Raw genomic sequence first — 21,374 nt, 5'->3', positions numbered from 1 at the left:
AGATCGGCGCTCATGTCCGTCGCAGAGTTCCTCAGACAGCGAGCGGTGGACGTCGCCGTGAGCGGCAGCTACTCGCTGCCCCGCTGGTACGATTGCGAGGGCAAGCTCCGCAGCTTCGCCTGCCGGACCAAGCGCGTCTCACCCTTCCGCATGATCGTGGACGTCCCTGTCGTCGGCAAGGTCGGCGAGCGCGTGACCTCCTACTTCCAGGATTTCGGCGAATTCCAGTGCACCATCAGCGCGACACTGAAGGCGGGCTTCCTGATGGAGCTCGACATGACGCGGGCGCGGCGCGCCTGGATGTCGGAGAAGCTGACCTGGCTCGAGAAGAAGCAGAAGGATGGCAGCGTTCTCGACCTGCGGCGAGATGCGCGCTTTGTTCCACAGGTCTCGCACACCGTCCTGACCCTCGCGGACGGCAGCATCCATTCGTGCTTCATTATCGACGTCTCGACGGCCGGCGTCGCGGTGTCCTCCGAGTACGATCCGCCGGTCGGAACCCCGCTCGCGGTCGGCGCCTGCGTCGGACGGGTGATCCGCAAATTCGCGCACGGCTTTGCGGTCAAATTCGCCGAGAAGCAGCCCCGTGACGATCTCGTCCGCCTGATCGTGCGTTCATCGCAGCCGGCCTGATCCACGGCATCGCTGCCCTATCGCGGCCCCAATGCGATATCAGCTTATGCAGGTCTGTGCCTCGGGCCGGACATCATGTGCAGACTTGCGCTCGGGGGACCGAATGACAGTCGACAAGATCACAGCTGATAAAATTACCGTCGATAAGATCACTTGGGACAGGGTCGGCCGGGTCACCGAGCCCGGACGCTACATGTATACGTTCGGCTGGCTCACCATCACCGCCGGCGATATCGAGATCTGGAAGCGATACCCCCAGGCTGCGTTCACCCTGCTGGCGCAACCGGCCGATCCGGACGCATCGATCGGCGAAGAATTCCATCTCGGCGCCTTTGATGTCGCTCCCGCCGCGCCGTCCCCGCTCCCAACGCATTGAGAACGGATTCGGGGGCCGCCGAGCCGCTGCTGCGCAAGCGGCGTTCCGGTTACGCCGGGTCGCAGTCCCGCCCCGCGGGCGTACAAGAGCGGGACCAAGCCGCCAACCGTCGCGCCTGCCCCGTAGAAAGAGGCCATCCCGCCTGCGAATCCGCGGCCGGGACAGGTGCGCGGTGAATTGAAGAAACCTGCGCATTACCTTGATCCGGCTCGCCAATCTCGACGCGACATCGAATGCGCGGTTGTTGCCATGGATGACGAGCATTTTTTGTCATGCAATTGATTGCGAATGTATTCTACGTCTTCGCAAGCGACGGGGGATGAACGGCAGCTGTCGCGCTCGTTAAGCGAACCGACAGCAGGCACATGACACATGGTCGCATCGGCTGACGTAGATAAGCGGATCACGGGAACCTATTTTCGGCGCCGATGTACCTGATTGAAGCGCTCCCCACTGTCATTGGAACTGCCGCCATCGCCCCGGCGCTGCTGATGCTGTGGCTTGTCATCGCCGCCGAAGAGCGCCCCGGCCCGCCGGCCCAGGTCTGGACTGCCTTCCTGCTCGGCGCGGCCAGCATCTCGCTGCTAGGCCTTGCCCGCGCTCCCTTCGCCAAGATGGTCGCGGCCCCCGACGACCCCTGGGCGGCGCTGGCCATGCATTCGATCTTCGGCGTCGCGCTGCCTGAGGAGGCCGTCAAGGTGATCGCCATCGTGCTGATTTCGTCCACCAAGCGGCGGACCTTCTCCAATCCGATGGACACCGTGGTCTATGGCGCCGCGGTCGGCCTCGGCTTCGCCGCCTACGAGAACCTCGCCTATCTGGTCCAGCACGCGGAGATGTGGCGCTCGCTGGCCGCCCTGCGCAGCGTGCTGACCGTGCCCTTCCACGGCGCGCTCGGCATCATCGCGGGCGCCTACCTGACGATCGCACGTGCAGGCACGGCACTGGGCGCGAACCGCCGCCATCGCGACTGGGCCCGCCTCTCCAGCCGGCTACTGATCTTCGCCGCCCCGCTCGCGCTGCATTCGGCCTTCGACTTCCCGCTGCTGGCGCTCCAGCGCATGCCCGATCTCGATCCGACGCTCCGGATGTGGCTGGGCGCCGCGAGCCTCCTGGTCGGCTTCGGCTCGATTGCTTTCGCCATCCGCCTGGTCCGGCGCGTCGCGCGCCACCATGCGCCGCGGACCGATGTCGCGCGCGAGCGTCTCAGCCAGCTCCGCCGGATGTGGGCTCTGCTGCTGGCCGGCGGCGGCCTCGGGTTTCTGGGGCTCGCCTTCGTGCTGACCTCGATCCATCACTGGCTGATCGACCCCGAGCGCAACCTGACGCTGGCACTGATCCCGATTGGTTTCGTCTCGATCCTGCTCGGCCTGGCGCTTTTGATTGTCACGACGGCGATCTACGTTCTCGGCCGCAACCGCATGCGCACCAGCGCGGACGGTTTTTCCTCGGCGCCCGGCGGCGGCTGAGGCGCGCGATGGCAAGCGCGGTGCACACATAGTAGATTGAGCTGCATGGGCTGCTGACGAGATCGAGGACTTCATGACATCGCCTGAGGAATTTTCACGGCTGCAATCCGCAATGAACCAGGCGGTCAAGGCACATTGGAAGGCCTTCCTGTTCGAGGGCATCCTGCTTGTGGTTCTCGGCATTGCCGCATTGGTCCTTCCGCCGCTCGCGAGTCTTGCGACCGCGATCTTCCTCGGCTGGATGCTCCTGATCAGCGGTATCGGCGGACTGATCGCGACCTATTGGGCGCGCAGCACGCCGGGCTTCTGGTGGTCGCTGATCTCGGCCGCATTGGCCGTGCTCACCGGTATGCTGCTGCTCGCCCGGCCGATGCAGGCGGTGCTGACGCTGACCATCGTGCTCGGCGCCTATTTCCTCGCCGAGGGCGTCGCCACCATTATGTACGCGCTGGAGCACCGGCGCGAGCTGAGCGGCCGCTGGTCGTGGCTCCTCGTCTCCGGCCTCGTCGACATCGCGATCTCATTCATGGTGATCACGGGACTGCCGAGCTCGGCGGACTGGGCGATCGGCGTCCTCGTCGGTATCAACCTGCTGTTCGGCGGCGCCACCTTGATCGGCATGGCAATGGCGGCGCGCAACAGCAAGACCTGAGGCTCCGCGTACGCGCCGATTGGGGGGGTGACAACCCGCCAGCGGCACGCTATATGGCCTGCCATGATCACCGTCGCCACCAGCTATTTTTGGTACTTTAGCTACGACAGCTCGCTGGCGGCGGGAGGATCGCGCTCAATCTGACACATTGCAGCAAACGTCCGAACAAGCCGCCAGACCTGGCGGCTTTTTTGTTGGCCGGCAGGTTCTAAAACAGACAGGAGCCCGCCGTGCTGAGCACGACCGACGATCTTCGTATCCGCGAACTGAAAGAACTGAGCACGCCGGAAGAGGTGATGCGGGAGGTCCCGCGCACGCTCACTGCGACGCGCGTGGTGATGGCCGCCCGTAACGCCATCCACGCCATTCTGGGCGGCCAGGACGACCGCCTGCTGGTCGTGGTCGGCCCCTGCTCTGTGCATGATCCCGAGGCCGCGCTCGACTACGCCGAGCGCCTTGCACGCTTGCGCGAGGACCTTGCCGATCAGCTCGAGATCGTGATGCGGGTCTATTTCGAGAAGCCGCGGACCACCGTCGGCTGGAAGGGCCTCATCAACGACCCCAATCTCGACGGCAGCTTCGCCATCAACAGGGGCCTGCGGCTGGCGCGTAACGTGCTGTCCGCCGTGAACAATCTCGGCCTGCCCGCCGGCACCGAATTCCTGGACATGACGACGCCGCAATACATCGCCGACCTCGTCTCCTGGGCCGCAATCGGCGCACGCACGACCGAGAGCCAGATCCATCGCGAGCTGGCCTCGGGCCTGTCGTGTCCGGTCGGCTTCAAGAATGGCACCGACGGCAATGTGCGGATCGCGGCGGACGCGGTGAAGTCGGCCTCGCATCCGCATCATTTCATGGCGGTGACGAAGCTCGGCCGGTCGGCGATCGCTTCGACCGCGGGCAACGAGGACTGCCACATCATCCTGCGCGGCGGCAGCAAGCCCAACTACGACGCAGCAAGCGTTGCGGCCGCCTGCAACGAATTGACCAGATCCGGCGTCGCGCCGCTCGTGATGGTCGATGCAAGCCACGCCAATTCGAGCAAGAAGCCTGAGAACCAGCCGCTGGTGATGGCCGACATCGCCAGTCAGATCTCGGGCGGCGAGAGCCGCATCATGGGCGCAATGATCGAGAGCAACATCGTCGCCGGTCGCCAGGACGTGGTGCCGGGCAAGCCGCTCACCTACGGCCAGAGCATCACCGACGGCTGCATTGACTGGCCGACCACGGTGAGCGCGCTCGAGCAGCTCGCCGACGCCGTCGAGATCCGCCGCAACACCCTGCGGGCAGGACGGCACGAACGGTCGGCCTGAGAAATGACTCCGCTGGGTTGGCTCGCTTCTCACCTCTCCCGGACGGGAGAGGTCGGATTGTGCAGCAATCGGGGTGAGCAGCCGCATCGTTGGGTGAGAGTGTAACCCTCACCCGAATCGCATCATTGATGCGATCCGACCTCTCCCTTCGGGAGAGGTGAAGCAATCAGCAGCCGCGGCAGATGCTCTTGATCTTGCGATCGAGCTCCGCATCTTCCCTGTTCGCGGGGGTGTTCGGATCGCTCAGATTCTTCTCACTCGGCACGTCAGCCGCACGCGGCTGGCGGTGACCAACAGGCGCCGGCCACGCCGTTCCACGGCTTGCGCCGCCGGAGGTCGATCCCTTCGAGCCGTTGGGCTGCGCAACCGCCCCGCCACCAAGCAAGACCACGAGCGATGCTGCCACCATGATCTTCTTCATTTTCAGTGCTCCATTCTCAAAACGGCGCCCTCTCTAACCCGCTCAGATTTCGGGCGGGTAAAGATGAACGTCGCCGCAATAATCCAAGATACGATAGCGCGTTTCGGCTCCCGCATCATCCGCATCGGGTGCGGTATTTTGCGGCGCCAACACGTAACCTGGCCCCACGGGCGATTTGCCGGCGCCGCCTGGAATGTCGATGACGTAGTCAGGCTGACACAGCCCCGACACCCGCCCGCGCAACTGCCGCATCAAATCCTGCCCCTCGGCCAGCGTCGTTCGCAAATGCACGGTACCGGGCGCGAGATCACCGTGATGCAGGTAATAGGGCTTGATCCGGCATTCGACGAAAGCTCGCATCAAATCCGACAGAGCGGCGATGTTGTCATTGACGCCGCGCAACAGCACGGACTGGCTCACCAAGGGAATGCCGGCGTCGACGAGACGCGCGCAGGCGGCGCGCGCGGGCCCTGCCAGTTCGCGCGCGTGGTTGGCGTGCACCGCCAGCCAGGTGGTCGCGCCTGCGACCTTCAATGCCGCAACCATCTCCTCGCTGACGCGCGCGGGTTCGGCCACCGGTACGCGGGTGTGAAGACGGATGATCTTGACGTGATCGATTGCGGCCAGATCGGCCATGATCTCGCTCATGCGCCGCGGCGACAGCATCAGGGGATCGCCGCCGGTCAGAATCACTTCCCAGATCTCGTCGTGTGCTCGGATGTAGTCGATCGCCGCGCGATAAGCGCTGTCCGACAGAGCATTCTCCTTGCCGGGCCCGACCATCTCGCGACGGAAGCAGAAGCGGCAATAGACTGCGCAGACGTGAACGAGCTTGAACAACACGCGGTCGGGATAGCGGTGCACGATCCCGGGAGTTGGCGAATGCGCGTGATCGCCGATCGGATCGGCGTTCTCGCCCGGCTTCAGGTCCAGCTCGGCTGCGCTGGGAACGAATTGTCGCGCGATGGGATCGTCGGGATCGGTTGTGTCGATCAGATCGACCAGCGCCGGCGTGATCGCCACGGCATAGCGCGCGGCAACGCGTTCGAGCGCCGGCAGCGCCGCTGCGGGGGCCAAACCCTCGGCAACGAGCTCGGCAGGTTCGCGCAGAGTGCGCGCAAGATTCGTCTTCGTCATCTCTCATCCGCGGGCGGTGTCCACACCACCTGATCAATTCGTGTTGCGCCGCTCGCCAGCATGACGAGCCGGTCGAAGCCGAGTGCGACGCCGCTCGCCTCCGGCATTACCGCGACTGCAGCCAGAAAGTCCTCGTCGAGCGGATAGGCTTCGCCGTAGCGGCGCTGCTTCTCCGTCATCGATTCCGTGAAGCGTTTTCGCTGCTCGTCGGCATCGGTCAATTCGCCAAAGCCGTTGGCGAGCTCGACGCCGCACGCATAGACCTCGAATCGCTCGGCGACCCTTGGGTCGTCCGCCTTCACCCGCGCCAGCGCCGCCTCTGGAGATGGGTATTCAAACAGGATGGTCAAACGCCCCTGCCCGAGATGCGGCTCGACATGCTCGACCAGGACCTTGCTGAAGATGTCGGACCATGTGTCGTCCTCGGCCACACGGACCTTGCCGCGGGCCGCCGCGGCGAGCGCGGCGCGGTTACCCTCGCCGCCCGAGATTGTCGACAGCAGGTCGATGCCGGCGAAGCGCTTAAAGGCGCCCGCAACGGTCAGGAGTTCCGGCTCGGCGAAGGGATCGGCGGTCCGGCCGCGGAAGGAGAAGGTCCCGATGCCCGTCGCCTGCGCCGCACGGGCGATGACAACGACGCAATCGGCCATGATGGCGTCATAGGGGGCGCCCGCCCGGTACCACTCAAGCATGGTGAATTCGGGCAGATGCAGGTCACCGCGCTCGCGGTCCCGGAACACCCGGGCGAACTCGAAAATCCGAGTCTCGCCCGCCGCCAGCAGCTTCTTGCAGGCGAATTCGGGCGAGGTCCGCAGGTATCGGCGTGCCCGGCTGCCGTCGGGCCGCATGATCTCGGTCCGGGGGGCGTGCAGATGCGTCTCGTTGCCCGGGGAGACCTGAAGGACCGTGGTTTCGACCTCCATGAAGCCCTGTTCGGCAAAAAAGCCCCGTAAAGCTCCGATCACCTCGCCCCTGGCCTGGAGGAACGGCCGCCGGTCGAGGTGCCTGCCGGGCGACCAGAACGGCGACATCGGCTTGTCCCCAGCCATCAACCGACCGCTCCAGCCAGCAGCAAAGTGCTGGCATCCAACGGCAAAATCAGTATGTTGCGGCCCGAAACGGGCGCCGAGGTCCGATTTGAGGCCCCAAGTCCCCCATCAATTTGACCACGTCCTGGCCCCAGCCGGGCCAAGCAAGCAGGAAATACAGCTTTGAGAGTCATCGCCAGTTCTATTCGCAAGGGCAACGTGATCGAACAAGACGGCAAGCTTTATGTCGTCGTGAGCGCCGAGAACATCCATCCCGGCAAGGGCACGCCGGTCAGCCAGATCGAAATGCGCCGAATCTCGGACGGGGTAAAGATCTCCGAACGCTACAAGACCACCGACCAGGTCGAAAAGGCCACGATCGAAGAACGCAACTACACCTATCTCTATGAGGATGGCGACGGCTATCACTTCATGAACCCCGAGACCTACGACCAGGTTCAGGTCTCCAAGGACGTCGTCGGCTCCGCCGCCGCGTATCTCCAGGAGAGCATGACGGTCAAGCTGTCCATGCACGACACCAACCCGGTGTCGATCGCCTTGCCGCAGCGCGTAACGCTGGAGGTGGTTGAGACCGAGCCGGTGACCAAGGGGCAGACCGCCTCGTCCTCCTATAAGCCCGCGGTTCTCTCCAACGGCGTGCGCACCACCGTGCCGCCGCACATCACGGTCGGAACCCGCGTGGTGGTGATGACCGAAGACGGCTCCTACGCCGAGCGCGCCAAGGACTAAGCGACCAATCGAGGATCGGAACAGGTACCGCCGGGGGGCGAGGCAGTGGGCAGGAACAGTTTCCGCTTCGTCTCGTTTCTCCTGGCGTTGATGTCGCTCCTCCTCGCTGCGCCAATCGCTGCGGATGAATTCCGCGGCCCCTCACTCACGGCCCTGCGCGTCGATTGGCGCGCAGCGCTCGACCAGCTCCGTGTCGAGATCAAGGGCCACCCGCAGATTGCGGGCGACTTCATCTTCGCACCCCGACGTTCGGTGCCGCGCTACGATCCGCGCGCGGTGCCCGCGCTGGTGCAGCTCAACGCGATCTCCTCGCGCTTCTTCACCGGCATTACCCGCAGTCCCGTGCCCGTGCTGCTGCCGTTCGACGCTGCCGCGTACCTCGAGGCGCAGCACAGCGGCGCGCCGCTCACGCTGTCGCGCTACCAGGCCGATTTCAATCCCGTCGACATGTTCGATGCCGGTCCCGCCGGCTACAGCGCAACCTTCTCGTTCGAGCCCGGCGCCGGCGAGGGTATGCCGAGCCGGGTGTTCGCAAGGCCGGTCGAGGTGCAGATCACGGGCTCGGCGCTCGTCTACGACATCGCCGATCCAGCCGGCGGCAAGGGCGAGCCAGTCAAGCCGCTCGCGGCAACCTACCCGGACCTGCGCAAACTCATCCGGGAAGGCTATGTGCGCTACGCCTTCACCCGCTTCGGTGTCGCCTATGTGGTGTCGATCCAGTGCCTCGACAGCGCCGCCAAGCCGCGGCGGCTCGCCTGTAAGGAAGCTTATCCGGTCGCCGAGCGCTTCTTGAAGGCTCTGCGTGTCGCCGGCGGCCAGCGCACGCGGCCGTTGATGGACATTGCCTCCAACGTGCTCGAGCGTCCGGCGGAGCGTTCACCGGACTTCAGCTACCGGCCGAGCGGCGACATCATCCCGAACACCGGCTACCGCAAGCAAAGCGGCCATCCCGACATGATGGCCTATGCCCAGATCCGCTTTCCGCTCGATAAGGCGCCCGCCTTCGTACGCTCCCAATCCTACGGCAAGCGCGACAAGAGCGAAGGTCCGACCGCCTATCCCTGGCGCGACAATTTCTGCGAGTCGCGCAGTTTCGAGGTGTGGCAATGTGCCGGAGGCTACGGCCACCAGGGCGAGGACATCCGCGCCGCCGCCTGCCCGCCGTCCGGCGAAGGCCGGGAGCCCTGCGATCCCAAGCAGCGCGCCGTCGTCGCCGTACGTGACGCGATCGTCATCCGTGGAGCCAGGGACCAGGCCGCGACGCTTCAAGTCAATAGTCGCACCGAGCACATCCGTTTCCGCTACATGCATATGAACCCGCACGCGTTGAACGCCGATGGCGTGCTCAATGGCCGCATCGTCACCGAAGGCGAGAAGATCGGCGTGATCTCGAACTATCTCGACCATCCCGCCGGCACGTCGATGCACCTGCATTTCGACGTGCAGGTGTTCACCCGCGACGGCTGGATCTGGGTCAGCCCCTACATCACGTTGGTCTCGGCATACGAACGCCTGATCCGCGCCCGCGGCCGCGAAGTCGGCCCGGAGATCGCAAACACGGCGCAGCCGGTCGCCCATGCGCTGCCGGAGGACGTGATCAAGCCGGACCTGCGCGAGGGATCGGGCGGCGACGACAATTGACGGTTTTGCCCGTTCCGATGCCGCGCGGTGCAAGAGCGTGTCGTCGCGCGCACCCGCAGGCTCGAACGAAGAAGGAACACGGTTCATGAGTGTCGGACTGATCGGTCTTCTCGACGATGTCGCGGCGATCGCAAAGCTGGCAGCAGCCTCGCTCGACGATGTAGCGAGCCAGGCCGCCAAAGCGGGCACGAAGGCGGCAGGCGTGGTCATCGATGACGCGGCCGTCACGCCGAACTACGTCATCGGCTTTGCCTCGAAGCGCGAACTGCCGATCGTCGGCAAGATTGCGGTCGGATCGCTGCGCAACAAGTTGCTGATTCTGCTCCCCATTGCCCTGCTGCTTGGCTATTTCCTTCCCGCCGCGGTCACGCCGCTGCTCATGCTGGGCGGAGCCTTTCTCTGCTACGAGGGCGCCGAAAAGGTGCTCGAAGCCGTGCTGCCGCATCATGCGCACCACCACGAAGCTCAGCTCCAGCCGATTGCGTTGAATGCCCGCTCGGTCGAGGACGAGAAGGTCGCGAGCGCCATCAAGACGGATTTCATCCTGTCGGCGGAGATCATGGCGATCACGCTGGCGGCCCTCCCGGCGGGCGGCATCTGGACGCAGGCGCTGGTGCTGGCGCTGGTCGGCTTCTGCATCACCGTCGGAGTCTACGGCGTGGTGGCTCTGATCGTGAAGGCGGACGATGTCGGCGTCGCTCTTGCCGGCTATGACAGCGCTTCGATCATCGGCGGCGGAATCCGCTTGCTTGGACGCGCGCTCGTCCGCGGCATGCCCACCTTCCTGGCGGTGCTGAGCACGATCGGCACCGCCGCCATGATCTGGGTCGGCGGCGGCATCATCCTGCACGGCATCGAGAAATACGGTCCGCCCGCGGTTGGTCACACGGTCCATGCTGCAACCGAGGCTGCCGCACACCTTCTTCCCTCCGTCGCCGGCATCATCGAATGGTCGGTCGAGGCGGCTATCTCGGGCGTCGTTGGACTGCTTGTCGGCGCGATTGCTATTCCGGTTGTCGAATACGGCCTCTCACCGGCATGGAAGCTGTTGAGGCGATCATAGCCGGCTTGAATACGCAGTCGGGGCCGACGAATGGCGGTTATTCCAAGAACGTCGTCAGCTGCGCGCCCTCATCCGCGACGAACACCGCGATCAACTCTGCCGGCTCCGTCATGCTGGCATTGGCCGAGACCAGATGCGTCGAGCCGGGCGGCTCGAAAAAGGACTGGCCGACGCCGAATGTCTCGACGGGGCCACCGCCGAGCTGCGAGCGGATCTCGCCCTTGGTGATGTAGGCCGTCACCGAACCCGCGTGACGATGCGGCCGCGAAAACCCGCCTGGACCGTAGGACACACGCACGATGGTGACGCGCTTGCCCGGGACGTTCGGAAGCGCGTAGGAGCCGATCGGCTCGACCTTGTCGAGCGGCGAGCTCTCGGCCGCGGTGGCGCAGAGCGGCGCCAACGCTCCCGATACACTGTCGATCGTCACCGGCAGCACCTTGCCGATCACAAGCGCGCAGGCGAGGCCGCCAATGACGGCGATCGCCATCGAACGCGACGGCATCAGGCGCTGCGCGGCGGCCAAACTCATTGCTGTCATGCCGATCTCCCAGTCCTGCAATCATGACGCCGCAGCGTTCGCCCTGACCGGCCGCTTGGCCGGTGTCCAGCGATACGCTGCACCAAACCGATTCCAAACGTTGATCGAAGCGACCGCCGAGGTCAGATAGGTCAGCTCGGTTTCGGAGAACTCGCGCGTTGCCTCCGAATAGACCTCCTCGCTGACCCCGCCGGGCAGCAGCGTCAAGGCCTCCGCCCAAGCCAGCGCCGCGCGCTCGCGCGCAGAGAAGATTGGCGCCTCGCGCCAGACCGCGACCAGATGCAGCTTGTCGGCGGGAACTCCGAGCCGTTCCGACAGAAGGACGTGGTGCTGCAGGCAGAAGGCGCAGCCATTGATCTGCGAGGCGCGCAACTTGACGAGCTCGAGCAGCTGCTTGTCGAGACCGGCCTTGGCCGCAAGCTGGCCGAGCGCAAGCACCACATCATACGCGTCCGGCGCGATCCTCTTGAAATCCTCATATTCGCTGCGGGCGTGTGACATTGCTGTTCACCTCATCTTGTTATAAGTGCACTTATAACTTATAAGAGCTCTGATATGCTACACAAGACTGCTGCCATCACAAGACCGAAAACGGTGCGCAAGGCACCCGCGCCTGCCGGCGACGTGCGCGTGCCCGCTCCCGGCGAAGGCAAGCGCGGTGAGCAAGGCTATCTCGGCTATCTCCTGCGTCAGGCCCATGCCGCGGTTCGCCTCACGATGGAACGGACTCTCGCCGATCTCGGCGTGACGTCGCCGCAATTCGCGGTGTTGACGATGCTCAACGCCTATCCGGGCTTGTCGGGGGCCGATGTCGCCCGCCTCACCTTCCTCACGCCTCAGACCGTCGGCGTCATCGTCCGCAACCTCGAACGCGACGGCGCGATCGTGATGACACCTCATCCCGTCCATGGCCGCATCCAACAATGGACGCTGACGCCGCGCGGCGCGACGCTGTTGAAGGCGTGCCGGCAGCGTGTGCTCGAACTGGAGAAGCGCCTCGCTCGGGATTTGGATTCGAAAGCGGAAACCACGATACGGCGCTGGCTTGCCGGCATCGCGGCTGATCTGCAGGAGGACTAAGGGCGACCGACATTCGCAGTCGCTGATTGCCGCCTCTGCAGCGGCGGCAGCGCGGTTAGCCGCCTTTCAACACCTTCTTGACCTCGCCGTCGGGCCAGGTCTCGCCCGCCGCGATCACCCGCACGCGGCTTTGGTCGGCGGCATTCACCAGCACGTGCGAACTCATCCGGTCGCCGCTCTGCTCGAGACGCAAATCGGTTTCGGGCTTCCAGCTCAGCGTGGTCGCGAGGTCGCCGGGAAAGATCTGCCATTGCGATCCGTCGTCGAGCTCGACGACATGGCTTTCCGCATGCGTGCGTATCTTCATTCCACCCCGATTCGATCTGCCGATCGTGCGAAGGAAGGCCCCGGCGTCGAACCGGGACCCTGCTCCGTCAGTCGTTGTCGTGATGAATTTCGGTCTTGCTGCGGTTGCCGAATTCATCTTCCTTCTTGATCACCGTGGTGCGGTCGGCGGGCTCGCGTTCCCTAATGACCGTGGTGCGGTCGTGATCGCGGTCGCGCTCACGATATTCGTGGGACTGTCCGACCGTTACGCCTGCACCGACTGGGCCGACGTGAACGCCGACCTCATCGGCGAGCACAGGCGCCGCAACGGTCGTAACCATGGCTGCGGCAAGCAGATATTTTCTCATCTTCTCCTCCTTCCCGGTGTGTGGAGGGAATGCGGGAGCGCGACACTTGTTCCGGTGGGAACAGCCGACGCGATCAGGCAGAATTCACCCATCGCTGCCGTTCCAGGAACCGACTCACACGTGCCATGTTTCCGGCTAGAATGCGCCCATGACGCACGCTGATTCCTCGCCTCATCCAACCCGCCGCGCCCTGCTCCAATCGGCGTTCGGTGCAGCCGCCTTGCTCGCCGGCCCGACACGCGCTCTCGCCGCGCCTGCCGGCTTCGACGAATGGCGCGAGAGCTTTCGCGCACGCGCGATGGCGAAAGGTATTTCCGCCGCGACATGGCAGCGCGCGATGGGACGGGTCGAGCCGGACATGAGCGTGTTCAAGCAGATGCGCAACCAGCCCGAATTCCACGAGCAGGTCTGGCAATACATCAACCGCCGCGTCTCGGACTGGCGCATCATCAACGGCAAGATCGCGCTGAAGAACAACGAGGCGTTGCTCGCCCGCATCGAGCGCGATTTCGGCGTCGAGCGAGGCACGCTGCTGGCGCTGTGGGGCGTCGAGTCCGCCTATGGCGATCCTCTGGTGCAGCAGAACCACATGAGGCCGGTGTTTCCCTCGCTTGCCGCGCTCGCCTGGAACGAGCCGCGCCGCAAGGCCTATTGGGAGACCGAGTTGATCAACGCGCTGCGGATCGTCGACAAGGGCTGGAGCACCCCGGAAGAAATGCGGGGATCCTGGGCCGGCGCGATGGGGCACTCGCAATGGATGCCGGAAGTCTGGCTCAATGTCGGCATCGACTATGACGGCGACGGCAAGGTCTCGCCATTCGGCAAGCCCGACGACGCGCTGGGCTCGACCGCGAAATACCTCGTCAACCGCGGCAAATGGCATCGCGGCGAGCATTGGGGCTACGAGGTGCGCGCGGCAGGCAATATGAGCGGCAGCCGCAGCTATGCGGCGTGGCAGGCGGCCGGCGTCACCCGCGCCGACGGCCAGGCCTTCCCGCAGCCCAACGCATCCGCGCAGATGTGGACGCCGGTTGCGGGCGGGCCGACGTTCCTGCTGGGACCGAATTTCTATTCGGTGAAGAGCTACAACCCTTCCATGAACTATGCGCTCGCAATCTGCCATCTCGGCGACCGCTGCCTGGGAGCGCCGCCCTTCATCCAGCCCTTCCCCGGCTCCGAGCGGGCGCTGACGCTGGCCGAGGTGCAGGAGATGCAGACGCGCCTGACCAAGGCCGGCTTCGATACCGGCGGCACCGACGGGCGCGTCGGCAACGACACGATGAAGGCGGTGAAGGATTTTCAGCAGCGCGCCGGCATCACGCCGGCGGACGGCTATGGCGGACTGAAGGTGCTGGCGAAGCTGCGGCAGGGGTCGTAGTGTACCCCGTCATTCCGGGGCTCGCGTAGCGAGAACCCGATATGTCGCACCACGGCCTCTGGATTCCGGGCTCGCGCTTCGCCTCGCCCCGGAATGACACCGTGATCAATGCCGGTACTGCGGCTCTTCTGCGTCGAGCTGGCGGCGGATGGCGGCAAGATGCAGCCGCGCGGATTCGGTATCGCCCTCGCGCATCTGCTTGTAGGTCGCGTCCGCAATCGCGGGATCGACCGGCAACACCTTTCGTCCCGTCGACATCGCCAGCACCTGCACCTCGGCAGCGCGTTCGAGGTAGTAGAGATCGTCCCAGGCCTCCGCGATGGTCGGCGCCAGCACCATCACGCCGTGATGCTTCATGAAGACGATGTCGGCATCGCCCACGGCGGAGGCTATGCGTGCCCCTTCACGATTGTCGAGCGCAAGGCCGTTGTAGTCGCGGTCGACCGCCGTGCGGCCGTAGAACTTCAGCGCGGTCTGGCCGGCCCAGATCAGGGGATCGCCCTCGGTCATCGACAGCGCCGTGGCATAGGGCATGTGGGTGTGGAAGGCGACCTTTGCGCGCGGCAGGCGCTTGTGCATCTCGGCATGGATGTAGAAGGCGGTCGCCTCCGGCACACCCTCGCCGTCGAGCACGTTGCCGTGGAAATCGCAGATCAGGAGCTTCGACGCAGTCAGCTCGCGGAAGGCGTATCCATAGGGATTGACGAGGAACAGATCGTCATGGCCGGGCACGACGGCCGAGAAATGATTGCAGATGCCCTCCTCGAAGCCGTTGCGCGCCGCCATGCGGAAGCAGGCGGCCAAATCCTCGCGCGCGGTGCGGATCGCGTCGGTCGCGAGGTCCGGCCGGTTGGAGCGGAATGGAGCGGGCGCGGGCGAGGAAGCGTGAAGGCTGTGCGCCATGGCGAAGGACACCTCTGTCGGTAAGCTCCCCGCCTTGTACAGGGCTGGCGCTTGCACGTCAGCCCCTTGCGCGCGCCGCCCTGCCCTGCGTGGCCTATGCGCGCCGCGGCACGCCTCCGGCATTCATGCCGCCGTCGATGACGAGCTCGCTGCCGGTAACATAGCGCGAGGCATCGGACGCCAGATACAGCACGCCGGAGGCGATCTCCGCGGCATGGCCGGCACGGCCGAGGGGCGTGACGACCTTGGCGCGCTCCTCCGGATCGATCGGTGCGTTCTGACCGGCGCCGGTCGCCCCGGTCGGGATCTTGCCCCAGATCGGGGTATCGATGATGCCGGGGTGAACCGAGTTGACGCGGATGCCATCGCCCGCGGCCGCGCACTCCATCGCGATGGATTTGGCGAACAGCCGGACGCCGCCCTTGGTCGCCGAATAGGCCGACAGCCCGGGCGAGCCGCGCAAGCCCGCCAGCGATGACATCATGACAATCGAGCCGCCGCCGGTCTTGCGCATCAACGGCAGGCAATGCTTGACCGAAAGAAAAACACCATCGAGATTGATCGCATTCTGCTTGCGCCAGTCAGCGAGCGTCATGTCGACGATCGAGGGCACGGAGATGCCGATGCCGGCGTTGGAGACGAGCACGTCGAGCCGGTCGTAGCGCTTGCCGACCTCAGCGACGACCTCGATCCAGCGCTCCTCGCTAGTGACATCCTGCTCCAGGAAGACCGCCTTGCCGCCGGCCTTGGTGATGCGCCTGGCAAGCTCGAGGCCTCTCAGCTCATCGATGTCGGTTGCGATGACCGTGGCGCCTTCGCGCACGAACAGCTCGACGATGGCCTCGCCAATACCCGAGGCGCCGCCCGTCACCAGCGCGACCTTGCCCTCAACCTGCCCTGCCATATTCACTCCCTTTCTTTTTTTGTTGTTCGAGGCCGTTATATTTGGCGCATGATCTTTGTCGGAAAACCGCTTCGCACTTTTCCGGATCATGAGCTATCTAATCACGGATGGCCCCTGGTCCGGTAGCGCGACGTCGACGACGCGGAATTGCACGCGCTCGGCGCCCTGGTAGCGATCGACCGAGAGCGAGCCCGCGACATGCAGCTGCTGGCCGCGGTTGGCGAGCAGCGCATTGCCGAGCTTCTGGCCAACCGAACGGAACGCGATGCCGTTGACCATGGCGCCGTCGCCCGACTTGAAGCGCAGGCGCAGATGCGCCTGCCCGACCTCGTCGGCAAACACGAGTTGGTGCGCCGGCAGTGCCAACACGGGCTCCGGATTTCCGCTGCCGAAGGGACCAGCGCGGTTGAGCGTCGTCGCCAGCTCCGGCGTCACCGCACGTGCGGAGACCGCGCCGTCGATATAGAGCTCGTTGACGTGGCGCGCCTCCGCGACGTCCCGGGCCAGCGCGTTTTCGAGATAGGCGCGGAATTCGGCCAGCTTCTCTTTTCGCAGCGTGACGCCGGCGGCCATCGCATGGCCGCCACCCTTGAGCAAGATACCGTCGGCAACCGCCTGCCGCACCGCCTTGCCGAGATCGACGCCGGCGATCGAACGACCCGAGCCGGTGCCGATGCCGCCAGGCTCCAGCGCAATGGCAAAAGCAGGCCGCGAGAACTTCTCCTTCAGGCGGGAGGCGACGAGGCCGACCACGCCGGGATGCCAGCCTTCCGAGGCCGTGACGATCACGGCGAGCTTGTCCTCCAGCCCGATCGAGGCCAGCGCCTCGGCTTCAGCCTGCGCTTCCGCGGCCTGCTCGATGACGCGGCGCTCGCTGTTGAGCCGGTCGAGCTCCGCGGCGATCCGCGCAGCCTCGACGCTGTCGCCCTCCAGCAGCAGCCGCACGCCGAGATCGGCGCGGCCGATGCGGCCGCCGGCATTGACGCGCGGCCCCAGCATGAAGCCGAGATGCCAGGCCTCCGGCGGGCCGTTGAGGCGGGCCACGTCCATCAGCGCGGTATGCCCGACATGGTCGCGACGTCGCATCGCGATCAGGCCCTTGGCCACGAAGGCGCGGTTCAGGCCGATCAGCGGCGCCACGTCGGCGACCGTGCCGAGCGCGACGTGATGCAGCATGCCGAGCAGATCCGGCTCCGGCATCCCGGAGGTCCAGAAGCCGCGCTGGCGCAGCTCGCGGTTGACGGCGACCAGCGTCACCAGCACGAGGCCGACGGCGGCGAGATGACCGAGGCCGGAGAGATCGTCAGGGCGGTTCGGATTGACCAGCGCATCGACTTCGGGAAGATCGAGTCCGCATTGATGGTGGTCGATCACGACCACGGACATGCCGAGACGTTTTGCTTCAGCGAGCGGCTCGATGCTGGTGGTGCCGCAATCGACGGTCACGAGCAGCGTCGCGCCCCTCGCGGCGAGCGCCCGCACCGCCTCGGTATTTGGGCCGTAGCCTTCGAATATCCGGTCGGGAATATGGATCAGGGGATCGAGCCCGCAATGACGCAGGTGCCAGGCGAGCAGCCCCGCCGAGGTGGCGCCGTCGACGTCGTAGTCGCCGAAGATCGCAACCTTCTCGCCCCTCGCCGCCGCATCGGCGATTCGCTTCGCAGCGGCTTCCATCTCCGTCACGGTGAACGGGTCCGGCAGCAGCTTTCGGATGGTCGGATCGAGAAAGTCGGGCACGGCGTCTATGTCGACCCCGCGGCCGGCCAGCACCCGCGCGAGCAGTTCGGGCAATTGGTGCCTCTGCACGATGGCGAGCGCCTGCGCCGCCCCGCGGGCGTCCAGCCGGTCGCGCCAGAGCTTGTCGGTGAGCGAGCGCGCCACGCCCAGGAAAGCCTGGGGCGCTTCGACGGGCAAGGCGGTGGCGGGCAGCGTCATGACGGGAGGCAGGTTATAGGGAACTGGAAGGTCCAGGCGATCAGGCGGACGCACGGTCATTGGCTTTCGGGAGGATTGGCCGGCAATCGGGCGGGATTTGCAACGGCTCCACCACACAAACCGGTGGATGGCCGCTCGGCCGGACGGGCTGACTACCATTTAGGCATTCCGTCAAACAGCAAATTAAGCAGGCGTTAGGCGGAATCTTCGAAAAAGAATCGTATTCGATCTGTAAGTCGTTGTTCCCCGTTCATTGCAGATCAGGCCTCATTGCCAAGGGAAGCTCCCCGATGTCTGCTGCGCTGGGTCTGAAAGCCAAGCCGATTGCCGCCGAAGCTACGGACGATGATTCCGACATCTCCGCGCTGATCAACCGCCTCACTGCCGAGGTCAACCAGATCGCGATCGACAAGACCAAGTCGATCCAGCAGATCACCAATCAGATGAAGATGCTGGCGCTCAACGCGCTGATCGAGAGCTCGCGCGCAGGCGCGCAAGGTGCCGGCTTTGCGGTGGTGGCGCAGGAGGTGCGCGGCGTCGGCCAGCAGGTCGAGACCATCGCCCGCGAGCTCGAGACCCAATTGACGAAACGCACCGGCGACCTCGTCTCCTCGATCGAGCGCATGAGCCAGCGCTCCCGAGGCGAGCGCATGACCGACCTGTCCCTCAACGCGATCGAGCTGATCGACCGCAATCTCTACGAACGGACCTGCGACGTGCGCTGGTGGGCGACCGATTCCGCCGTGGTCGATTGCGCGGCTTCGCCGAGCACCGCCGCCGTCTCCCATGCCTCGCAGCGCCTGGGCGTGATCCTCGGGGCCTACACCGTCTATCTCGACCTCTGGCTCTGCGATCTCGACGGCAACGTCATCGCCAACGGCCGCGCCGACCGCTTTCGCGTCGTCGGCCAGAACGTCGCCCACACCAGATGGTTTCGCGAGGCGCGGTCGTTGCGCTCCGGCGACGACTATGTCGCCGGCGACGTCGAGAACCAGCCGCTGCTCGGCAACGCGCAGGTCGCGACCTATTGCGCCAGCGTCCGCGACGGCGGTCAGGCCAGTGGCTCGCCGATCGGCGTGCTCGCCATCCATTTCGACTGGGAACCGCAGGCCCGCGCTATCGTGCAAGGAGTCCGTGTCGGCGACAGCGACAAGGCCCGCGTGCTGCTGGTCGATTCGAATTTTCGCGTGATCGCTGCCTCCGATGGCCAGGGCATCCTCAGCGAGCGCATCTCGCTGTCGCTGGACGGCCAGCGGTCCGGCTTCTATCAGGACCGCTCAGGGACGATGGTCGCCTTCCACGCCACGCCCGGCTACGAGACCTATCGGGGCCTCGGCTGGTATGGCGTGATCGTCTGCGGAGCGTGAGGCGAGCAGCGGCCGCCTCGCGAGACCGGATCGTTATCGCCTGCCCGATCCGAACCCTGGAAAACAACCCCATGCACAGTAGCCGGACGGTTGTTTTCATTGGTGTTTTTCAAGGGCTTCCCTGCCGACTTGCATCCGTCGAAGCGCTTTGACACGTCGGGCAAAACACTGGCAATCTGTGATCATCGCAGGTTGCGTTCACGGCATGAGGGAATGATCCCTTGCGATCCGATCTTCTGACACCACAGCCCGGCTTCTGAAGCGTTTTCCGGCAAGGCTCGCCCGTTACAGGCAAGAGCCTGCGCCGCGGCTCGGATAGAGTCGCTTCGCATCACGTTGATCGACGTGACAGCGCGAGCTCCTTGGTTCGTCTCGCGCTCGGAAATAACGAGGAGACACGCCATGAAGATCGTCGTGATCGGCGGAACCGGCTTGATCGGATCAAGGCTCGTCGCGAAGCTCAAACAGCAGGGCCACGAGGCGGTGGCGGCCTCGCCGAAATCAGGCGTGAACGCGGTGACCGGCGAAGGCCTTGCTGCGGCGCTGGCGGGTACGGATGTGGTCGTCGATGTCGCCAACGCGCCGTCCTGGGAGCCCGCCGCGGTGCTCGAGTTCTTCCAGCGTTCGAGCCAGAATCTCGGCGCGGCAGAGGCCGCAGCAAACGTGAAGCATCACGTTGCGCTCTCGATCGTCGGCACCGACCGCTCGCCCGACAACGCCTATTTCCGTGCCAAGCTGGCGCAGGAAACCATCGTCAAGTCCGCCTCGGTCCCCTACTCGATCGTGCGCGCCACCCAGTTCTTCGAATTCCTCGGAGCCATCGCCGAAACAGGCGTGATCGACGGCAAGATCGTCGTTCCCACCGCCCAGTTTCAGCCGATCGCCGCCGACGACGTCGTCGCTCGCCTCGCGGAGGTCGCAACAGGCAAGCCGCTCAACGGCACGATCGATATCGCAGGCCCCGAGATGGCCCCCTTCAACGAATTCATCGCGCGGCGCCTGAAGGCGTCCGGCGACACACGTCCCGTGATCGGAGATCCGAAGGCGCTGTATTTCGGCGCCCCCATCAACGACACGTCGCTGAACCCGCTCGGCGAGGCGCGGCTCGGGACAACGCCGCTCGCAACATGGCTCGCGAGCCTCTGAGGCTCCGGTAGAATCAACCACGATGGAAATGGCAAAGAAGGGGAATCCCATGCGCAGATTGCTAATCGCAACCGCGGTCTATGCCGCATCTTGCCTGGCGGCCCACGCAGCCGAGACCGCAGCCCCCTTGACCAGGGTCACGGTCGTCTTCGACCAGGCGCTGCCGAACGTCCCGGGCAAGAGCATGAAGGGCGTGCTGGTGGAGTACGGTCCCGGAGGCTCCTCACCGGCCCACATCCACGCGCCCTCCGCCTTCATCTATGCCACGGTCCTCGAAGGCGCGATCCGCAGCCAGCTCAATGACGGTCCCGCAAAAGTCTTTCACAAGGGGGAGAACTTCTTTGAAAGGCCCGGCGACCGCCACTCCGTCAGCGCCAATGCCAGCGATACCGAGCCTGCGAAGCTGCTGGCCGTGTTCGTGGTCAACACGACCGACAAGGAGTTGACGACGCCGATCGCGAAGTAGCACGGGGCCAACAGGCGGCGCCACGCTATCGCGGAGGACTGGCGCTATCCCGCCCCTCTCCACGACCGCGGGCAATATCGCGACGTCGCAGGAACACCCCGAGCACCGCGCCCGGAACTCGCTATATCGCCGACCGCACGATCAGCACGATAGCTCCGGATAGAAGGTTCGAAATGGCGAGCAGGGTCCAATCCGGCCTCGCGCTTGCGCTCGCCAGGCGACATGCGAGGCTTTCGATGAGCCTCAGCATTCGTCATCGGAAAGCCGCTCGAGATAGGCGAGCCCGAATGCTGCGAGTTCCTGGGCGTCACCGTTACTCTCGCGCGCTTCCCGCCTCCCTTGCAGATGACGCTCGAGCAGGCAGCGACGACCATCCGCAGCATCGATGTCGCGATGCCGGGTACGGTACACGCACCAAGCGATGTCCACCGCTGCTCGTAGCGGGCCGTCGTCGACCATGTTCCAGCTCCCAATGTGGAGATGCGAATGGGACGCCAACTCGTCGCGACGACGGAAGTTTCCAATTTTTCCCG

Annotated in this window: 24 protein-coding genes; 13 read left to right on the top strand and 11 right to left on the bottom strand. The window is 65.2% G+C overall.

Annotation, left to right across the window (positions count from 1 at the left end; translation table 11 throughout):
- Nucleotides 1-12 precede the first annotated feature (12 nt).
- The 5 genes from ABIG06_RS30010 to ABIG06_RS29990 all read left to right on the top strand — a co-directional run bounded on the left by ABIG06_RS30010 (nt 13) and on the right by ABIG06_RS29990 (nt 4,446).
- Nucleotides 13-633, top strand: coding sequence for a PilZ domain-containing protein (locus ABIG06_RS30010; RefSeq protein ID WP_370139613.1), 621 nt, complete (start codon nt 13-15; stop codon nt 631-633).
- A 103-nt stretch (nt 634-736) separates the two neighbouring features.
- The gene (locus ABIG06_RS30005; RefSeq protein WP_245454609.1) at nt 737-1,009 is read left to right on the top strand and encodes a hypothetical protein; all 273 of its coding nucleotides are present in this window, start codon (nt 737-739) and stop codon (nt 1,007-1,009) included.
- Between the two features lie 428 nt (nt 1,010-1,437).
- Nucleotides 1,438-2,478 carry a PrsW family intramembrane metalloprotease gene (locus ABIG06_RS30000; RefSeq protein WP_124162702.1) on the top strand — a complete coding sequence of 347 codons (1,041 nt, stop codon included), beginning with the start codon at nt 1,438-1,440 and terminating at the stop codon, nt 2,476-2,478.
- Nucleotides 2,479-2,551: 73 nt separating this feature from the next.
- Entirely contained in the window at nt 2,552-3,130 is a 579-nt protein-coding gene (locus tag ABIG06_RS29995) for an HdeD family acid-resistance protein (RefSeq protein WP_319336712.1), read from the top strand.
- Nucleotides 3,131-3,360: 230 nt separating this feature from the next.
- Entirely contained in the window at nt 3,361-4,446 is a 1,086-nt protein-coding gene (locus tag ABIG06_RS29990) for a 3-deoxy-7-phosphoheptulonate synthase (protein ID WP_424578462.1), read from the top strand.
- 166 nt (nt 4,447-4,612) lie between these two features.
- Here ABIG06_RS29990 and ABIG06_RS29985 read toward each other — a convergent pair whose 3' ends face one another.
- From ABIG06_RS29985 to epmA, 3 genes are read right to left on the bottom strand one after another with little or no spacing between them, the layout of a single operon-like run.
- A complete protein-coding gene (locus tag ABIG06_RS29985; protein WP_124162699.1) occupies nt 4,613-4,867 on the bottom strand; it encodes a hypothetical protein in 255 nt (84 codons plus the stop codon).
- Between the two features lie 42 nt (nt 4,868-4,909).
- Entirely contained in the window at nt 4,910-6,004 is a 1,095-nt protein-coding gene (locus tag ABIG06_RS29980) for a lysine-2,3-aminomutase-like protein (RefSeq protein WP_370139611.1), read from the bottom strand.
- A complete protein-coding gene (epmA, locus tag ABIG06_RS29975; protein WP_370139610.1) occupies nt 6,001-7,053 on the bottom strand; it encodes an EF-P lysine aminoacylase EpmA in 1,053 nt (350 codons plus the stop codon). Before epmA ends, ABIG06_RS29980 begins: the two co-directional genes overlap by 4 nt.
- Nucleotides 7,054-7,215: 162 nt before the next feature.
- On the opposite strand from epmA, the gene efp reads away from it, so the two are divergent.
- The 3 genes from efp to ABIG06_RS29960 all read left to right on the top strand — a co-directional run bounded on the left by efp (nt 7,216) and on the right by ABIG06_RS29960 (nt 10,486).
- A complete protein-coding gene (efp, locus tag ABIG06_RS29970) occupies nt 7,216-7,782 on the top strand; it encodes an elongation factor P (protein WP_124162696.1) in 567 nt (188 codons plus the stop codon).
- Nucleotides 7,783-7,872: 90 nt separating this feature from the next.
- Nucleotides 7,873-9,423 carry a M23 family peptidase gene (locus ABIG06_RS29965; RefSeq protein WP_370140943.1) on the top strand — a complete coding sequence of 517 codons (1,551 nt, stop codon included), beginning with the start codon at nt 7,873-7,875 and terminating at the stop codon, nt 9,421-9,423.
- 85 nt (nt 9,424-9,508) lie between these two features.
- Nucleotides 9,509-10,486, top strand: a complete 978-nt coding sequence (locus ABIG06_RS29960; RefSeq protein WP_424578461.1) for a DUF808 domain-containing protein — start codon at nt 9,509-9,511, stop codon at nt 10,484-10,486.
- A 37-nt stretch (nt 10,487-10,523) separates the two neighbouring features.
- On the opposite strand, the gene ABIG06_RS29955 is transcribed toward ABIG06_RS29960, so the two are convergent.
- Both ABIG06_RS29955 and ABIG06_RS29950 read right to left on the bottom strand, forming a co-directional pair.
- On the bottom strand, nt 10,524-11,027 hold the full coding sequence (locus ABIG06_RS29955; protein ID WP_370139609.1) for a cupin domain-containing protein: 504 nt from the start codon (nt 11,025-11,027) through the stop codon (nt 10,524-10,526).
- 21 nt (nt 11,028-11,048) lie between these two features.
- The gene (locus ABIG06_RS29950) at nt 11,049-11,528 is read right to left on the bottom strand and encodes a carboxymuconolactone decarboxylase family protein (RefSeq protein WP_370139608.1); all 480 of its coding nucleotides are present in this window, start codon (nt 11,526-11,528) and stop codon (nt 11,049-11,051) included.
- 54 nt (nt 11,529-11,582) lie between these two features.
- On the opposite strand from ABIG06_RS29950, the gene ABIG06_RS29945 reads away from it, so the two are divergent.
- Entirely contained in the window at nt 11,583-12,107 is a 525-nt protein-coding gene (locus ABIG06_RS29945; protein ID WP_370139607.1) for a MarR family winged helix-turn-helix transcriptional regulator, read from the top strand.
- Between the two features lie 55 nt (nt 12,108-12,162).
- On the opposite strand, the gene ABIG06_RS29940 is transcribed toward ABIG06_RS29945, so the two are convergent.
- Together ABIG06_RS29940 and ABIG06_RS29935 are read right to left on the bottom strand one after the other, a co-directional pair.
- Nucleotides 12,163-12,414: a hypothetical protein gene (locus ABIG06_RS29940; RefSeq protein WP_124162691.1), complete on the bottom strand. Its 252-nt coding sequence runs from the start codon at nt 12,412-12,414 to the stop codon at nt 12,163-12,165.
- Nucleotides 12,415-12,481: 67 nt separating this feature from the next.
- On the bottom strand, nt 12,482-12,742 hold the full coding sequence (locus tag ABIG06_RS29935) for a hypothetical protein (protein ID WP_370139606.1): 261 nt from the start codon (nt 12,740-12,742) through the stop codon (nt 12,482-12,484).
- Between the two features lie 148 nt (nt 12,743-12,890).
- On the opposite strand from ABIG06_RS29935, the gene ABIG06_RS29930 reads away from it, so the two are divergent.
- Nucleotides 12,891-14,120: a lytic murein transglycosylase gene (locus ABIG06_RS29930; protein ID WP_370139605.1), complete on the top strand. Its 1,230-nt coding sequence runs from the start codon at nt 12,891-12,893 to the stop codon at nt 14,118-14,120.
- A 105-nt stretch (nt 14,121-14,225) separates the two neighbouring features.
- Here the strand turns inward: ABIG06_RS29930 and ABIG06_RS29925 are convergent, their stop codons facing one another.
- The 3 genes from ABIG06_RS29925 to recJ all read right to left on the bottom strand — a co-directional run bounded on the left by ABIG06_RS29925 (nt 14,226) and on the right by recJ (nt 17,862).
- Nucleotides 14,226-15,023 (bottom strand): aldolase, encoded by a 798-nt coding sequence (locus ABIG06_RS29925; protein ID WP_370139604.1) that lies wholly within the window; start codon nt 15,021-15,023, stop codon nt 14,226-14,228.
- A gap of 94 nt (nt 15,024-15,117) precedes the next feature.
- Entirely contained in the window at nt 15,118-15,927 is an 810-nt protein-coding gene (locus ABIG06_RS29920) for an SDR family NAD(P)-dependent oxidoreductase (protein ID WP_370139603.1), read from the bottom strand.
- 93 nt (nt 15,928-16,020) lie between these two features.
- On the bottom strand, nt 16,021-17,862 hold the full coding sequence (recJ, locus tag ABIG06_RS29915) for a single-stranded-DNA-specific exonuclease RecJ (RefSeq protein WP_370140942.1): 1,842 nt from the start codon (nt 17,860-17,862) through the stop codon (nt 16,021-16,023).
- A 290-nt stretch (nt 17,863-18,152) separates the two neighbouring features.
- On the opposite strand from recJ, the gene ABIG06_RS29910 reads away from it, so the two are divergent.
- The 3 genes from ABIG06_RS29910 to ABIG06_RS29900 all read left to right on the top strand — a co-directional run bounded on the left by ABIG06_RS29910 (nt 18,153) and on the right by ABIG06_RS29900 (nt 20,841).
- Entirely contained in the window at nt 18,153-19,229 is a 1,077-nt protein-coding gene (locus ABIG06_RS29910) for a methyl-accepting chemotaxis protein (protein ID WP_370139602.1), read from the top strand.
- Nucleotides 19,230-19,631: 402 nt separating this feature from the next.
- Nucleotides 19,632-20,375, top strand: a complete 744-nt coding sequence (locus ABIG06_RS29905) for an SDR family oxidoreductase (RefSeq protein WP_124162684.1) — start codon at nt 19,632-19,634, stop codon at nt 20,373-20,375.
- A 49-nt stretch (nt 20,376-20,424) separates the two neighbouring features.
- On the top strand, nt 20,425-20,841 hold the full coding sequence (locus ABIG06_RS29900; RefSeq protein ID WP_424578460.1) for a cupin domain-containing protein: 417 nt from the start codon (nt 20,425-20,427) through the stop codon (nt 20,839-20,841).
- A gap of 243 nt (nt 20,842-21,084) precedes the next feature.
- Here the strand turns inward: ABIG06_RS29900 and ABIG06_RS29895 are convergent, their stop codons facing one another.
- The gene (locus ABIG06_RS29895; protein ID WP_370139600.1) at nt 21,085-21,300 is read right to left on the bottom strand and encodes a hypothetical protein; all 216 of its coding nucleotides are present in this window, start codon (nt 21,298-21,300) and stop codon (nt 21,085-21,087) included.
- Between the last annotated feature and the right edge of the window lie 74 nt (nt 21,301-21,374).

The sequence above is a fragment of the Bradyrhizobium sp. USDA 326 genome (genome assembly GCF_049739485.1).
Lineage (GTDB): Bacteria > Pseudomonadota > Alphaproteobacteria > Rhizobiales > Xanthobacteraceae > Bradyrhizobium.
The sequence above is the reverse complement of the archived record's forward strand: the minus strand, read 5'-3'. Positions and strand labels throughout refer to the sequence as shown.

Bases quoted from the DNA above. Each gene is read 5' to 3' on its own strand.
- ABIG06_RS30010 (WP_370139613.1), top strand. From the start codon at position 13: ATGTCCGTCGCAGAGTTCCTCAGACAGCGAGCGGTGGACGTCGCCGTG.
- ABIG06_RS30005 (WP_245454609.1), top strand. From the start codon at position 737: ATGACAGTCGACAAGATCACAGCTGATAAAATTACCGTCGATAAGATC.
- ABIG06_RS30000 (WP_124162702.1), top strand. From the start codon at position 1,438: ATGTACCTGATTGAAGCGCTCCCCACTGTCATTGGAACTGCCGCCATC.
- ABIG06_RS29995 (WP_319336712.1), top strand. From the start codon at position 2,552: ATGACATCGCCTGAGGAATTTTCACGGCTGCAATCCGCAATGAACCAG.
- ABIG06_RS29985 (WP_124162699.1), bottom strand. From the start codon at position 4,867: ATGAAGAAGATCATGGTGGCAGCATCGCTCGTGGTCTTGCTTGGTGGC.
- ABIG06_RS29980 (WP_370139611.1), bottom strand. From the start codon at position 6,004: ATGACGAAGACGAATCTTGCGCGCACTCTGCGCGAACCTGCCGAGCTC.
- epmA (WP_370139610.1), bottom strand. From the start codon at position 7,053: ATGGCTGGGGACAAGCCGATGTCGCCGTTCTGGTCGCCCGGCAGGCAC.
- ABIG06_RS29965 (WP_370140943.1), top strand. From the start codon at position 7,873: ATGTCGCTCCTCCTCGCTGCGCCAATCGCTGCGGATGAATTCCGCGGC.
- ABIG06_RS29960 (WP_424578461.1), top strand. From the start codon at position 9,509: ATGAGTGTCGGACTGATCGGTCTTCTCGACGATGTCGCGGCGATCGCA.
- ABIG06_RS29955 (WP_370139609.1), bottom strand. From the start codon at position 11,027: ATGACAGCAATGAGTTTGGCCGCCGCGCAGCGCCTGATGCCGTCGCGT.
- ABIG06_RS29950 (WP_370139608.1), bottom strand. From the start codon at position 11,528: ATGTCACACGCCCGCAGCGAATATGAGGATTTCAAGAGGATCGCGCCG.
- ABIG06_RS29945 (WP_370139607.1), top strand. From the start codon at position 11,583: ATGCTACACAAGACTGCTGCCATCACAAGACCGAAAACGGTGCGCAAG.
- ABIG06_RS29940 (WP_124162691.1), bottom strand. From the start codon at position 12,414: ATGAAGATACGCACGCATGCGGAAAGCCATGTCGTCGAGCTCGACGAC.
- ABIG06_RS29935 (WP_370139606.1), bottom strand. From the start codon at position 12,742: ATGAGAAAATATCTGCTTGCCGCAGCCATGGTTACGACCGTTGCGGCG.
- ABIG06_RS29930 (WP_370139605.1), top strand. From the start codon at position 12,891: ATGACGCACGCTGATTCCTCGCCTCATCCAACCCGCCGCGCCCTGCTC.
- ABIG06_RS29925 (WP_370139604.1), bottom strand. From the start codon at position 15,023: ATGGCGCACAGCCTTCACGCTTCCTCGCCCGCGCCCGCTCCATTCCGC.
- ABIG06_RS29920 (WP_370139603.1), bottom strand. From the start codon at position 15,927: ATGGCAGGGCAGGTTGAGGGCAAGGTCGCGCTGGTGACGGGCGGCGCC.
- recJ (WP_370140942.1), bottom strand. From the start codon at position 17,862: ATGACGCTGCCCGCCACCGCCTTGCCCGTCGAAGCGCCCCAGGCTTTC.
- ABIG06_RS29910 (WP_370139602.1), top strand. From the start codon at position 18,153: ATGTCTGCTGCGCTGGGTCTGAAAGCCAAGCCGATTGCCGCCGAAGCT.
- ABIG06_RS29905 (WP_124162684.1), top strand. From the start codon at position 19,632: ATGAAGATCGTCGTGATCGGCGGAACCGGCTTGATCGGATCAAGGCTC.
- ABIG06_RS29900 (WP_424578460.1), top strand. From the start codon at position 20,425: ATGCGCAGATTGCTAATCGCAACCGCGGTCTATGCCGCATCTTGCCTG.
- ABIG06_RS29895 (WP_370139600.1), bottom strand. From the start codon at position 21,300: ATGGTCGACGACGGCCCGCTACGAGCAGCGGTGGACATCGCTTGGTGC.